Here is a 14,231-nt window from a genome sequence, read left to right on the forward strand (position 1 = left end):
CCGCTCCTGGGCGCCGAGACCCACCAGCACTGGACCGACCGCATCCCCCGCGAAACAGCCGCCGGCCTCCGCGAACGCCACCCCGGCATCCAGGTGACCACCACGCAGGTCACCGGCCACCCCGCCGACGCCCTGATCGAAGCGGCGAAGGACGCCGAACTCCTCGTCCTGGGCTCACGCGGACTCGGCGGGACCGTCGGCTTCCTGCTCGGCTCCGTCGGCCTCAGCGTCCTGGCCCACACCCAGCACCCCGTGGTGTTCGTCAAGAAGGACCCGCAGATCTCCCCCGGCCCGGTCGTCCTGGGCCTGGACACCGACCGCCCGGACGCCACCCTCCTCACCTTCGCCTTCGAGACGGCCGCCCGCCGCGCCGTCCCCCTGTGCGTGGTGCACGCCTGGAACCCGCCCCCGTACATCGCCTACGGCACCCCCGCGGACCCGACCCTGCACGAAGCCCTCCTGCGGGGCGACGCCGAGAAGCTGGCCGAGGTCCTGAAGCCCTGGCGCCGCGACCACCCCGGCGTGGAGGTCACCGAGCAGGTCCGCTACGGCAACCCGGCCGTCCGGCTCGTGGACGCCGCCCGCGACGCCTCTCTGGTCGTCGTCGGACGCCGTACCCGGCACAACCCCTTCGGCACCCACATCGGCCACGTCACCCACGCCGTCCTGCACCACTGCGCGGCCCCCGTCGCCGTCGTCCCCCACGACTGACACACCACCGGAGAAGAGGAATCCCCCATGAAGGCAGCGGTCGTACGAGCTTTCGGCGCGCCCCTGGTCATCGAGGAACGCCCCGACCCGCAGCCCGGCCCCGGCCAGGTCCGCGTCCGGGTCGAGGCGTCCGGGCTGTGCCACACCGACATCCACGCCGCGCACGGCGACTGGCCCGTGAAACCGACCCCGCCGTTCGTCCCCGGACACGAGGGCGTCGGCCTGGTCGAGGCGCTCGGCGAGGGCGTCAGCACGCTCACGGTCGGGCAGCGGGTCGCCGTACCGTGGCTGGGCCGGGCGTGCGGGCGGTGCGAGCACTGCCTGTCCGGGTGGGAGACGCTGTGCGAGCAGCAGATCAACACCGGGTACGGCTGCGACGGCGGGTACGCGGAGAAGATGCTCGCCTGGGCCGACTTCGCGCAGCCGGTGCCCGAAGGGGTCTCGCCGTTCGACGCCGCGCCGCTGACCTGCGCGGGCGTGACCACGTACAAGGCCCTCAAGGTCGCGGGCGTACGGCCCGCGCAGCTCGTCGCCGTCTCCGGCGTCGGCGGGCTCGGGCACCTCGCCGTGCAGTACGCCAGGCTGGCCGGGGCGAGCGTCGCCGCGATCGACGTCACCGACGACAAGCTCGACCTCGCCGCCCGGCTCGGCGCCGACCTCGTCATCGACGCCCGCAAGGAGGACGTCGGCGAGGTCCTCAAACGGCACGGCGGAGCCCACGCCGCGATCGCCCTCGCGGTGAACGACGCCGCCTTCGAGGCCGTGGGCGCCGGGCTGCGGCGCGGCGGCAAGCTCGTCATGGTCGCCCTGCCCGCGCACGGCACGGTCCGCCTGCCGATCTTCGACACCGTCCTCAACGGCACCAGCGTGATCGGCTCGATCGTCGGCACCCGGCAGGACCTCGCCGAGGTCTTCCGACTGCACGCGGCCGGGCGTACCGAGGTCCGGTACGAGACGCGTCCGCTGGCCGACGTCAACGACGCGATTGACGCCGTACGGCGTGGCGAGGTCACGGCGCGGATCGTGTTCGACCTGGGCGCGGGGCGGTGAGGACGATGACACTCCCGGTCGTCGTCGGCGTCGACGGCTCCGCGTCCAGTCTGCGCGCCGTCGAGTACGCGGCCGACGAAGCCGCGCTGCGCGGCGCCCCGCTGCGCCTGGTCCACGCCTTCCTGTGGGGGCGCTACGAAAGCTCCGGACACATCGCCGCCGACGACATCCTGCGCACGGCCGAACGCCGGGCGGCCCTGCGCCGGCCCGACGTCCCGGTCTCGCTCGACGTCCTGCCCGAGGAACCCGAGTACGCGCTCGTCCGCGCGGGCCGCGAGGCGTCCCTCCTGGTCGTCGGCACCCGGGGACGCGGCGGACTGGCGGAACTGCTCCTCGGCTCGGTCAGCCTGGCCGTCGCCGCCCGGGCCGGCTGCCCGGTGATCGTCGTACGCGGCGAACACGACCCGCGGGGCCGCGTGGTGGTCGGCATCGGTGACCGGGGCACGGCCTCGGCGGCCCTGGACTTCGCCGTCGAGGAGGCACGGCTGCGGCACGCCGCCCTGGACGCCGTACGCGCCTGGCGCTGCCCCGCCCGCGAATCCAGCGACCACCCGCTGCTCGCCGGGGAACCGGCACGCCTGCACGAGCAGCACGCGGTCGAGATCCTCGATCAGGCGCTGAAGGACGCGCCCGCGGACGTCGGCCGCCGCACCGTCGAGGGCCCCGCCCGCACGGCCCTCCTGACCGCCGCCGAGGGAGCCGACCTCCTCGTCGTGGGCGCCCGCCGCCACGCGGGACACACCGGCCTCCAGCTCGGGCGTGTGGCCCACGGAGTCCTGCACCACAGCTCCTGCGCCGTCGCGGTCGTCCCCGAACCGGCCTGAGCACCCGCGCACCGGCCCGGGAACGCCTGCCCGACGCTCCCGGGTTCCCGCGGGCCACGGCGGGAACCGGCGGTCCCGTCACGGCCGCCGGGATCAGGGCCGCCGTCCTTGACCGGCCGGCGAGTCGATCGCGCTGTATGCGTCCGGCTCAGGGCTGGTGGCCCAGCTTCACGGCCATGTTCGGGTGCCGCTTGCTCAGGGCCTTCATTGCGAGCAGGCTGTCGCGGCTGGCGTCCCGTTCGGCCAGGAAGGTTCCGGGCTCGACGTCGTTGTCCCAGCCCCAGCGCGTGTGGCACACGTCGCCGGTCATCAGGACCGGGCCGGCCGTGATGCGGGCGAGGTAGGGGACGTGGCCGGTGGTGTGTCCGGGGGTGAGGACCGCGAAGAACGAGCCGTCGCCGAAGACGTCGTCGACTCCTTCGAGTCTCCCGTCGGGGTCGCCGGTGAACTGGAGCTCTTCGAGGGCGGGGCGCCCTTCCAGCAGATGGTTGTCGGTCCCCTGGGCGAACAGGTTCAGGAAGAGCGAAGCCTCGGCTTCGCGGGCGCCGGTGTAGATCGGGACGTCCGGCTTGACGGCGCTGTAGCCGGCCGGGACGCCCGAAGGCATCCGGGCGGAGGCGGAGGAGATGTTGACGACCGCCCCGCGACGCTCGATCAGGCTGGGCAGGGCCGCGCGCGTGGCACGGACGGTGGCCAGCACGTTGACGTCGAACATGCGGGTCCACTGGGCGTCGCCGGCGTCGAGGAAGCCCATGACGGCCTCGTCCCCGCCGCCCACGTTGTTCACCAGCAGGTCGATGCCGCCCAACTCGGCCAGCGCGCTGTCGATGAGGGAGGTGACGCCGTCCGCGGTGCTCAGGTTCGCCGTCACCGTGATCGCGCCGGTCTCCTTCGGTTCGGGCGTGATGGTGGGGGCCGCGCCCACCACGCGGACGCCTTCGTCGATCAGCGTCCGGACGGTGGCGAGTCCGATGCCGCGGCCGGCGCCGGCGACGACGGCGGTCCTGCCCGTGAACAGGCGGAAGCGCAGTGGGAGCTGGGCAAACTGGTCCACGACCTGGACATGCAGAGCAATGCGCGCATGCGTGAATGGGTGACCGGGCTCGGCCTGACCGTCGCGCAGGCGTCGGCCCTGCGCGAGATGACCGATCCCATGACCATGCGCGAGCTCGCCGGGAAGATGAGCTGCGAACCCTCCAACGCCACCGTCGTCATCGACGAACTGGAGACCTCGCGGCTGATCGAACGCCGCCCCCACCCCACCGACCGCCGGGCCAAGCGGCTCGTCCTGACCCCGCAGGGCTCCGAGCTGCGGGAACGGCTGCTGGAGGTCCTGACCGCGGCACCCCTGTTCCCCACCCTGACCCAGGACGAGCAGGACGCGCTGGAGGCCCTGCTCAAGCGGGCCCTCTCCCGCGCCGAGAAACTCCCGTCCTGACGGACCGGGCGGAGCGGGAGCACACGCACGGCCGAACAGGCCGTCCCCCACCGCTGACGGTCCCTCACCGCCGGTGCATCGTCTCCAGCGCCGCGGCCAGGACACGCGGGTCGTGGTGGCCCTTGTAGACCTTCGGCGGGCGGCTCTCCAGGCCGAGCAGGCGCGAGACCGCCGTCCACGCGGTGCGTACGGAGTACTCGACGGTGAAGACGACGTCGTCGGGGACCTCGGCGAACTGGCCGATGAAGGCCAGGTTGACGGAGCCGGCGGGGACGACGTCGGGCCGGTCGCCGTGGCGGCGGACCAGGAACTGGCTGGTGATGTACGGCATGACGCAGGGCACGGCCGTGGAGGTGGCGAGGATGCGTTCGCGGGTGCCGGCGTCGAAGGGCAGGTGGTGGAGGACTTCGTCGAGGATCTCGCGGCCCGAGCACATCGTCATCGGCTTGGGGGTGTGGTTGCCGGCCCGGCCGGGGAACAGGGCGTAGCCCCACCAGACGGTGGTGTCCTCGGGCTGGTCGCGGTAGACGGGCTGGCGGTGCACGACGACGCTGAGCAGCCAGTTCGACGCGGTGAACGTCATCAGGCCGCCCCGTCCCGCCGGACGGCCGCTGAACTTCTCGAACGCCTCCAGGAAGTCCGTGCCCTTCGAGGTGACGGTGAACGACTCCCACCGGGAGTCCTTGACGTGCTTGTCGAAGACGCCGGGCCGGCCGAAGTTCTCCCGGCCCCGCGCCAGCCGGTGCCACAGCAGCCAGGCGTCCGAGCGTCCGGGGGCGGGCGGCGGCGCCGAGGTGTGCGTGCCGAGGCTGGAGGCGTCGGTCATCGATCCGTTGGTGACGAACACCAGGTCCTCGGGCGCGACGGCGATCCGCTCCTCGCGGCCGTGGCGGCTCAGGTGGATCGCGTCGACCGTCCCGCTGCGCACACCGGGCGCGAACCCGAGGTCGGTGACCCGGCAGCCCGTGTGCACGGTGACACCCCGCTCGCCGAGCCACGCCGTGAGCGGCCGGACGATGGAGTCGTACTGGTGGCGGCGGGTGCGGTGGATGCCCGACATCGACGCGAACTCCGGGAACAGGTGCACGAACCGCAGCAGGTAGCGGCGGAACTCGACGGCGCTGTGCCAGGGCTGGAAGGCGAACGTCGTGCACCACATCAGCCAGAAGGAGGTGGTGAAGAAGTGCTCGCCGAAGCAGTCGGTGATCCGCTTGTCGTCCAGGCGTCTCTCGGGCGTCGCCAGACACCGCACCAGCTCCAGCCGGTCGCGCTCACCGAACCCCATCGACGCCGGGTCGATCACCTGCCCGTCCCCGTCGACGAGCCGGGCGATGTCGTCCCACGCGAACTCCTCGTGCCCGGCGAGGATCTCCTCCGTCACACTGACCGCGGGATCGTCGAGCGTGGGGATCCGGGAGAGCAGGTCGTACGTACAGCGGAACTCCGCCTCGAACATCCGCCCGCCGCGCATCGAGTAGCCGGTGGCCGGCGTGCCGCCCGCGTCCAGGCTCCCGCCGAGCAGCCGCTGCTGCTCGAACACCTGGATGTCGGACCCGGCGAAGCCGCCGTCCCGGATCAGGTACGTCGCGGCGGCCAGCGCCGCGATCCCGCCGCCCACCAGATAAGCCTTCGCCATCTCATCACTCCTCGCGGGGACGTGCCCGGGACGTTCACGACACCGCCGAGCCTCGCCTCGCACGGCTCTCCCGCACCAGGTGCCGTCGGACCCCTCCCGGGGCCGACCGGCCCCGGACGCACCCCGTGCGGCCCATGCCGGACGGGTCCGGGTGGCGTGACGCTGGCGGTGACGAGCGGACCGGCGGTGGGCACCGTCTTCGGTCCGCGGCGAGGACCCGACCACCGAGAGGCGGCACGACCACGATGAACAAGCCGACCCAGTACGTCCGCACCTTCGCCGAAGGCAGCCGGGACATGGCCGCCCTCCTCGGCGGGAAGGGCGCCGGGCTTGCGGAGATGACGCGGCTCGGGCTGCCCGTCCCGCCCGGATTCACCGTCACCACCGAGGCGTGCGCCGCCTACCTGGCCACCGGCCGGGAACCGGACGGCCTCAGCACCGAGGTGGCCCGCGCGCTGGCCGGTCTGGAACGCGAGACGGGACGCACCCTGGGCGCCGCCGATGACCCCCTCCTGGTGTCCGTGCGCTCCGGCGCCCGCTTCTCGATGCCCGGGATGATGGAGACCGTCCTCGACATCGGCCTCAACGACACCTCGGTCACCGGCCTGGCCAAGGTGTCCGGCCGGGAGCGGTTCGCCTGGGACTCCTACCGGCGGCTCGTGCGGATGTTCGGCCACACGGTGATGGGCGTGGACGACGCCCTGTTCGACACGGCGACCGCGACCGAACTCCCCGACCTCGTCGAGGAGTTCAAGGCGATCATCCGCCAGGCGACGGGCGAGGAGTTCCCGCAGGACCCCGGCGAGCAGCTGGTCCGCGCGATCCGCGCCGTCTTCGGCTCCTGGAACGGCGAGCGCGCCCGCGTCTACCGGCGCCGCGAACACATCCCCGACGACCTCGGCACCGCCGTCAACGTCCAGGCGATGGTCTTCGGCAACCTCGGACCCGACTCCGGCACCGGCGTCGCCTTCACCCGCGACCCCGCCACCGGCGAACGCGGCCTCTACGGCGACTACCTGCCCGACGCGCAGGGCGAGGACGTCGTCGCGGGGCACCGCGACACCGTTCCGCTCGCCGACCTCGCCACGCACGTCCCGCCCGCCTACGCCGAACTCGCCGAACACCTGAGGACGCTGGAGCACCACTACCGCGACCTGTGCGACGTCGAGTTCACCGTCGAGCGCGGCCGGCTGTGGATCCTCCAGACCCGGGTCGGCAAACGCACCGCCGAGGCCGCGTTCCGCGTCGCCCACGACCTGTGCGAGGAGCGGACGATCAGCGCCGACGAGGCCCTGGCCCGGGTGGACGGCGCGGAACTCACCCGGCTGATGTTCCCCCGGTTCGCGGCCGACCCCACCGCCGTCCCCCTCGCGCACGGCGTCCCGGCCTCGCCCGGCGCGGCCGTCGGGGTCGCCGTCTTCGACTCCGCCGAGGCGCTGCGCCGGGCCGCCGCCGGCGAGCGGACCGTCCTGGTGCGCCGCGAGACCGCCCCCGACGACCTGCCCGGCATGATCGCCGCCGAGGCCGTCGTGACCAGCCACGGCGGCAAGACCAGCCACGCCGCCGTCGTCGCGCGCGGCATGGGCAAGGTCTGCGTGTGCGGCGCCGAGTCCCTCACCGTCGACCCGGTCGCCCGCCGCGCCACCACCGCCTCAGGAACCGTCGTCCACGAGGGCGACACCCTCTCCGTCGACGGCACCGCCGGCACCGTCCACCTCGGCGCGCTCCCGCTCACCGACTCCGACGTCGCACGCGCCCTGGAGACCGGCACCGCGAGCGGACCGCTCACCGAGGCGGTCCTCGGCACCCTCGCGCACGCCGACGCCGTACGCCGCCTTCAGGTGCGCGCCAACGCCGACACCCCCGAGGACGCCGTGCGCGCCCGCGCGCTCGGAGCCCAGGGCATCGGACTGTGCCGCACCGAGCACATGTTCCTCGGCGAGCGCCGCACGCTCGTCGAGGCGATGATCCTCGCCCGCGACGACGGCACCGCTCGCGCGCAGGCGCTGGACGCGCTCCTGCCGCTCCAGCGGGACGACTTCACCGGCATCCTCAAGGCCATGGACGGACTGCCGGTGACGATCCGGCTCCTCGACCCGCCGCTGCACGAGTTCCTCCCCGACCGCACCGCCCTCGCCGTCCGGCTGGCGACCGCCACCCACCCGGACGTCCACGACCGTGAACTCCTCGACGCCGTGGAGCGGATGAGCGAGCAGAACCCGATGCTCGGCCTGCGCGGCGTACGCCTCGGACTGGCCGTACCCGGCCTCATGGCCATGCAGGTGCGGGCGGTCGCCGAGGCCGTCGTGCGGAGGCTGCGCGACGGCGGCCGGCCACGGGCCGAGATCATGATCCCGCTCGTCGGCACGGTCGAGGAACTGCGGCTGGCCCGCGCCGAGACCGGACGCGTCCTCGCCGAGGTCGCCGCCGAGACCGGCGAACGCCTCGACCTGCCCATCGGCACGATGATCGAACTCCCGCGCGCCGCACTCACCGCCGGACGCCTCGCCGAGAACGCCGACTTCTTCTCCTTCGGCACCAACGACCTCACCCAGACGACCTGGGGACTGTCCCGCGACGACGCCGAGGCCTCCTTCTTCCCCCTCTACCTGGAGAAAGGCGTCTTCGCCGAGTCGCCCTTCGAGACGATCGACGAGGACGGTGTCGGCCGGCTCGTCCAACTCGCCGTCGAAGCCGGCCGCACGGCCAACGCCCGCCTGGAGACCGGTGTCTGCGGCGAACACGGCGGCGACCCCGCGTCCGTCCACTTCTTCCACCGCGCCGGACTCGACTACGTCTCCTGCTCCCCGTTCCGTATCCCCGTCGCCCGGCTCGAAGCGGGGCGCGCGGCGCTGAAGGGGGTGGGGGCGAGCGACACCAGGTGACCCCGGCGGCCGGGTGCCTGGCCCGGCAGCAGAGGGCCGGAGGTGTCGAGGCCGGACATCCGTCGGGGAGAGCTGTCGCCACCCGGAGCACGCCGGGTGCTGGAGCCGCTCTCGCCGCGCATTGCCGGCTGACTCCGGTCGGCAACTGAACGAGGTGCGTCCTTACGTGTTCCGGCGAGCGAGAGACCTGGTCCATGGCGGTGGGCCGACCACGTGGCGGGCGGGATTCCTCCGCAACAGGCTGGACGGACTCGGCGGCGAGCCGCGCCCGGGAGTGCCGCGCACCATCACCGACGCCCAGGTGGAGGACGTGGTGGGCTCGTATCTGGCGCCGCCGGCACACGCGGCGGTGTTCGCGGTGGACGAGAAGCGCAACGTCCGATCCATGGCCGGGCAGGTACGGGGAAGAGGCGGTCATCCCCCAGCGGCCCGCGCAGGCCGAGACGCTCGGTGCGTCACCGGCGGCCGGTGCAGCGGAAGTTGGCGGCGTCGTTCGTGCTGCCGTGTCCGTCGTAGCGGGCGACGGCGGGCCACAGGCACAGCGGCCGGCTCATGGGGCCGTTCGCGGCGCGCAGTGTGGTGGGGGCCTTGCCGTGTTCGACCCACTTCACCAGGGCCGCGAGCGGGTCGGCCGGGGCGGCGCCGGAGCCGCCCCGGCAGTGGCCCACCCCGGGGGCCGTGAAGAGGCGGGCGAACCGCTCGGTCTTCGCCCGGCCGCCCATCGCGGCGGTGACCTGCTCGTAGTAGGTGGTCGTTCCCTGCGGGGGGATCAGCTGGTCGGCCAGGCCGTGCCAGAGGAGCAGTTTGCCGCCGGCGGCGCGGAAGGCGCTGAGGTCCGGGTTGTCCGTGCCGACCACGGGGCCCCACTCCTGACGGGACTGGTCGAAGGAGTCGGCGAAGCCGGCCATGGTCAGGCTGTGCCAGTCGAAGGAGGGGTTCTTCGCGAGCCAGTACGTGAACCAGCCCGACGCGAGGGGCGTCGGGACTCCGTCGCCGTTCGCGGTGGCGGCGAGTCTGGTGAACGAGGCGCCGGGCAGGATGCCGTACCACAGGCGAGTGCCGTCCGGGCGTCGCGGCCCGTCCCAGATCCGCTTGACCACCGCCGCGTCCTTGGCCGTGATCGTGCCGCAGGGGGTCGCGGTGCCGACCAGCGAGGTGGGGTTGAAGCGGCAGGCCCGGGGGTCCGTGATGACGCCGTCGGTCACGCCGTCGCGGCTGTCGCACGCGGCGGTGACGGCCTGGTTGATCGCGTCGAACTTGCACGAGGGCACGAAGTCGCCGAGCTCGCGCATCACGACCTGGGGCCACATCGCCGCGGGGAGGAACCGGTCCGCCCGGATCGCCGGCGCACCGGCCAGGATGCCGTCGTAGTCGCGGGGCTGGACCTGCGCCTCCTGGAGACCTTCCCTGCCTCCGTTGGAGCAGCCGTTCCAGTACGAGTACCTGGGCGACGTGCCGTAGAACGCCTGCGTGACGGCCTTGCCCTTGACGGTCGTCTCGTGCAGCGCACGCGAGATGAAGTCGTTGATCAGGGACGCGTTCATGCCGCTCTGGGACCAGGCCCAGGAGGCGTCGCCGGAGTCGGCGGTATGACCGGAGTCGGAACCCGCGGCGGCGTAACCGGCCTTGGCCGCGGTCTGCGTGTCCGGGACGGAGCCGTTGAAGCCGCCGCCTCCCACGCCTTGGAAGCGCCCGTTCCAGGTGTCGACGGGCAGTGACACGCGCATGTGGATGTGCTGCGGAACCAGCAGTTCGACGTTGCAGACCGCCGGAGCGGCGGTGGTCTGCGCGGCGCTGGTGACCGTCGTGCCGTCCGGGAAGCGCAGATCGGTGAGGCTCTCGCAGGACCGGACCGGCTGGCCGGACCGCACGGTGCCCGCAGCGCTCGCCGCGTGGACCGGCGTGGCGCAGAACCCCGCCGCGAGGATCAGAGCCCCGGAGACCGCCAGTCGGCGTCGGACCAGGCCGTGCGGGGACCGTGTGTGCTCAGCGCTGTCGGCTGAGGGCTTCCACTTCATGCTTGCCTACCTCCTGGCTTTCTTTCCTGTCCGTGCGGATGGGGCCGGGCCGGTCAGCGGCCGGCCGGCTCGTGGATGCCGGAGGGGATCGGGTCGGCGTACAGCGCGGCGATGTCCGCGTCGTACTTCTCGGCGACCTTCTGCCGCTTGAGCTTCAAGGTGGCGGTGAGTTCGTCGCTCGTCGCGTCCCAGTACGCGGGGATCACCCGGAAGCGCTTGACCTGCTCCACCCGTGCCAGCCGGCTGTTGCCCTCGGCCACCGCGGCCGTCAAGGCGGCGATCAGCAAGGGGGAGCGGGCGAGGGAGCGCGGGTCCGGGCGCAGCCCGTGCTCGGCGGCGAAGGCCGCCGCGGCCTCGGCGTCCAGGACGAGCAGCGCGGTGATGTAGGGGCGGCTGTCACCGATGGCCACAGCCGTGCCGATCAGGGGACTGGCGGTGGTGAGGGCCGTCTCGACCGTGACGGGCGAGATGTTCTTGCCCCCTTCATTGATGATCAGGTCCTTCTTGCGGTCGACGATGGTCAGGTAGCCGTCCGCGTCGGACACGATGACGTCGCCGGTGTGGAACCAGCCGTCCTCGGTGAAGGCTTCGCGAGTCCGCTCGGGGTCGTTGCGGTACCCCTTCGCCACCGACGGCCCTCGTACCAGGAGTTCGCCGTCGGCGGCCCGGCGTGCCTGAAGGCCGGGCAGCAGCGTGCCGATGCTGCCGAACCGTGCCCGCGCGGGCGGGCTGACGGCACCGAAGCAGCTCAGCTCGGACATGCCCCAGCCCTCGCAGATGGGGACGCCGAGCGCCGCGAAGAACTCCAGGGTCGCCGGCGGCGTGGGTGCCGCGCCGGTCACCGCCCACCGCACCTGGTCCAGCCCCAGACGGGAGCGAAGGGCCGACAGGACACCGGCATCGGCCGCGGCGAGCCCGGCGTCGACCGGCTTGCCCGCCTGTAGCAGGCGCGTACGTTCGAGGCCGTTCTCCAGCGCCCCGCGGACAGCCCGGGCCGCGTCCGGCTCGCTCTCGATGCCGAGCTCCACGGCCCGCTTGAGCTTGTTCCAGACCCTGGGGACGGCGTACCAGACCGTCGGCCGGCAGTCCGGCAGCGCTGTGCCGATCTCCTTGATGTCGGGCACCACCGTCACCTGCACCCCGAAGATCGCCTGCGCGTACAGGCAGGTGAAGCGGTCGACGACATGGGCGGAAGGGAGGTAGGAGGTGGTCCGGTCGCCGAAGCGGAAGTCCAGGACCTGCGCCACCCCCGCGGCCTGGGCGAGCAGGTTGGCGTGCGTGATCTCCACGCCCTTCGAAGGTCCGGTCGTTCCCGAGGTGTAGATCAGGGTGAGCACATCGTCCGGCTGGACGGCGCGCCAGGCCGCGTCGAAGTCGAACGAGGTGTTCGCCCGGCCCTGAGCGCGGAGGGTTTCCAGGCTGAGGGTGCCTTCCGCCTCGTCGCCGTCCACCAGGACGAGGTGCTCGACGGCCACGCCGGATTCCCGGACGACGGGAAGGTACTGCCTCTCGCACACCATCACCCTGCTTCCGGAATTGCGCAGGACATGGGCGAGTTGGGCCGCCGGCAGCGTGTTGTAGACGGAGAACGGGACAGCGCCCAGATGCTGGGCCGCGAGGTCGACGGGGAAGAACTCGACCCGGTTGGTCATCATCAGCGCGACGGTGTCCCCACGCCTGACTCCCAGCGCGGCCAGTCCGGCCGCCAGGAGGCGCACGTCCTCGGCGAGGGCCCGCCAGGTGACGGTGCGCGTCCCGCCCACGGTGCGCAGAGCCACCGTGTCGGGCGCGACGGCCGCCGTGCGCTGGAAGGCGTCGCAGAGCGTGGCGGGTACGGAGGAGGGGTCGGTCATCTGGATCATTTCCCGTCGATCGGCTCGTACCGGAACTCACGCTCGACAGGCCTGACGCGCACACCTACGGCGGCATCGGCAACGGCGCGGCGTGAGCGCGCGGGTTCGACGACGGCAACGCTAGGCATCCCCGGCGCGCAGGGCATCGGGCATGACGCCCAACAAAGCGGTCGCTGCACTGTGATCGGATCACACCGCTGCGGAGAAAGGAGATCGGGCCCCCGCCCGCGGAGGTGATCGGATCACACAGCGGTGCCGGAACCGCCCCCGAACAGCTTGATCGCGATCAGCAGCTCCTGGAGGTCGGCGAGCCTGCGCAGGTCGCACCCGGTCCGTTCCTCGACACGAGCCAGCCGGTGATGCGCGGTGTTGATGTGGACACCGAGCCGCCGGGCCGCGGCCTTCACGTTCAGATCGCTGGCCGCGTACTCCTCGACCGTCCTGATCAGGGTGCCGCCCGCCCCGGAGTCCTCGGTCACGAAGGTGCGGAGCGCCGCCGGCACGATCCGTGCGGCGGTCTCGTCCGCCCGGAGCGTCAGATAGTCGAGCACGCTGAGATCCGACAGGCAGACGACACCGCCCTCCGGCGGCAGAGTGCCCAGCGCGGAGACGGCCTCGTGGTACGCCTTCCCCAGGTCGATGACGGTGTCGTACCGCGTGCTCATGCCCACCGCGAGCCGTGTCCCCTGGCCGGCGAGCCTCCGCCAGGCCGCCCTCACGGGTGCCCCTGGCACGCCGGAGGCGCTGTCGCGCAACGCCCGCACGATCACGATCTCGTCCTGTCGCAGCACCGTCAGCGCACGGGCCGAGTCGCCCGCGGCCTGCCCCAGAACCGACGCGGCGGAACGGAGGCCGTACGCGTCGTCGACGGGGGCCACGGGCACCGCGACCAGTACGGCACACGGCGCGTCGGGATGCAGCCCGGCCTTCGTGGCCGCGGTCAGCCGTGGCCCCGGTGCCGGCTCCCGACCCGCGAGCAGGTCTTCGAGCAGGTCCCGGCGTGCCCGGTCGCCTTCCACGGCCAGGAACTGCTCCTCGTCCAGATAGGCCCGGGCTGCGACCGTACTGCCTCGGTTGATCAGTTCCATGACGAGTCCGCTCGCCTCCAGCGCGACGTCACGCCCGCCGGTTCTGCGCACCGCCCAGTCGGCGATCGCCTCCCACATCACGCGGTGCGTGATGCGCAGCGCGTGCATGAAATCGACGAGGGGTATGCCCTGCCGGGCCCGCCGCGCGGCGTGCGGGCGGACGAACGCCACGTCCTCGTCCGTGGCCGGCCGGCCGTGTGCCAGGCTGACGCCGAGTGCGTCGACCGCCTCCGTCACATGCGTCACCACGTCGGCCAGCAGCGATTCGTCCGTGAGGGCGGCGTAGCGCGGAATCTCCGCCCGGATGGCCTCCAGAGCCGCCACGGCCAGCGACTGCCGCTGAGCGGCGATGACGTCGGCCACCTCACTGAGGGCGGCCACCTGACCTGATCGGCGTATCACGGCCTCAGCCTAGGGGAGCCGTGCGTCGGTGCGCCGCGAGAGCACGGGGATGAACCGGCGCTCGGCAAGACCGCGACCGGAGACGTCGGCCCCGTCCGCCTGATGGGACCGCACACCGGTCGCGACCCGCCCGCGCCGGCCGTTCTCAGGGTTTCGGGTGGGTGGTGTGGGTGTGTCGGTGGTGGACGTAGTCGCCGACGTGTTCCTCGGCCCAGTCCTGGAGGTGTTGGAGTGCGGTGGTGGCGCCGCGGGCGAGGTCGGTGAGGGCGTACTCGACGGTCGGTGGGCGGCTGGCGAGGACGGTGCGGGTGATCAGTCCGCCGGTT

11 protein-coding genes are annotated in these 14,231 nt (G+C 72.7%); 5 read left to right on the forward strand and 6 right to left on the reverse strand.

The window, feature by feature from the left end; all coding sequences use genetic code 11:
- The 3 genes from PV682_RS43425 to PV682_RS43435 form a co-directional block, all read left to right on the forward strand.
- Positions 1-711: universal stress protein (locus tag PV682_RS43425; RefSeq protein WP_319738388.1), on the forward strand; the 711-nt coding region annotated here is incomplete at its 5' end.
- Between the two features lie 27 nt (positions 712-738).
- A complete protein-coding gene (locus PV682_RS43430) occupies positions 739-1,761 on the forward strand; it encodes a zinc-dependent alcohol dehydrogenase (RefSeq protein ID WP_319738392.1) in 1,023 nt (340 codons plus the stop codon).
- A 5-nt stretch (positions 1,762-1,766) separates the two neighbouring features.
- Complete coding sequence (locus PV682_RS43435; protein WP_319738393.1) at positions 1,767-2,585, forward strand: universal stress protein; 819 nt, start codon at positions 1,767-1,769, stop codon at positions 2,583-2,585.
- A 148-nt stretch (positions 2,586-2,733) separates the two neighbouring features.
- On the opposite strand, the gene PV682_RS43440 is transcribed toward PV682_RS43435, so the two are convergent.
- Positions 2,734-3,639: an SDR family NAD(P)-dependent oxidoreductase gene (locus tag PV682_RS43440; RefSeq protein WP_319738394.1), complete on the reverse strand. Its 906-nt coding sequence runs from the start codon at positions 3,637-3,639 to the stop codon at positions 2,734-2,736.
- Between the two features lie 9 nt (positions 3,640-3,648).
- On the opposite strand from PV682_RS43440, the gene PV682_RS43445 reads away from it, so the two are divergent.
- A complete protein-coding gene (locus PV682_RS43445; RefSeq protein WP_319738396.1) occupies positions 3,649-4,023 on the forward strand; it encodes a MarR family winged helix-turn-helix transcriptional regulator in 375 nt (124 codons plus the stop codon).
- A gap of 64 nt (positions 4,024-4,087) precedes the next feature.
- Here PV682_RS43445 and PV682_RS43450 read toward each other — a convergent pair whose 3' ends face one another.
- Positions 4,088-5,659: an oleate hydratase gene (locus PV682_RS43450; RefSeq protein ID WP_319738399.1), complete on the reverse strand. Its 1,572-nt coding sequence runs from the start codon at positions 5,657-5,659 to the stop codon at positions 4,088-4,090.
- A 245-nt stretch (positions 5,660-5,904) separates the two neighbouring features.
- Between PV682_RS43450 and ppdK the strand changes: the two genes are divergently transcribed.
- The gene (ppdK, locus tag PV682_RS43455; protein ID WP_319738401.1) at positions 5,905-8,544 is read left to right on the forward strand and encodes a pyruvate, phosphate dikinase; all 2,640 of its coding nucleotides are present in this window, start codon (positions 5,905-5,907) and stop codon (positions 8,542-8,544) included.
- Positions 8,545-8,999: 455 nt separating this feature from the next.
- Here ppdK and PV682_RS43465 read toward each other — a convergent pair whose 3' ends face one another.
- From PV682_RS43465 to PV682_RS43480, 4 genes are all read right to left on the reverse strand, one after another.
- Complete coding sequence (locus PV682_RS43465) at positions 9,000-10,562, reverse strand: tannase/feruloyl esterase family alpha/beta hydrolase (RefSeq protein WP_319738402.1); 1,563 nt, start codon at positions 10,560-10,562, stop codon at positions 9,000-9,002.
- A gap of 53 nt (positions 10,563-10,615) precedes the next feature.
- A complete protein-coding gene (locus tag PV682_RS43470; RefSeq protein ID WP_319738403.1) occupies positions 10,616-12,424 on the reverse strand; it encodes an AMP-binding protein in 1,809 nt (602 codons plus the stop codon).
- 233 nt (positions 12,425-12,657) lie between these two features.
- Positions 12,658-13,905: a PucR family transcriptional regulator gene (locus PV682_RS43475; RefSeq protein WP_319738405.1), complete on the reverse strand. Its 1,248-nt coding sequence runs from the start codon at positions 13,903-13,905 to the stop codon at positions 12,658-12,660.
- A 145-nt stretch (positions 13,906-14,050) separates the two neighbouring features.
- A partial coding sequence (locus tag PV682_RS43480; RefSeq protein WP_319738407.1) for a winged helix-turn-helix transcriptional regulator occupies positions 14,051-14,231 on the reverse strand: 181 nt, incomplete at its 5' end.

This window comes from Streptomyces niveiscabiei, from assembly GCF_033794345.1.
Lineage (GTDB): Bacteria > Actinomycetota > Actinomycetes > Streptomycetales > Streptomycetaceae > Streptomyces > Streptomyces niveiscabiei.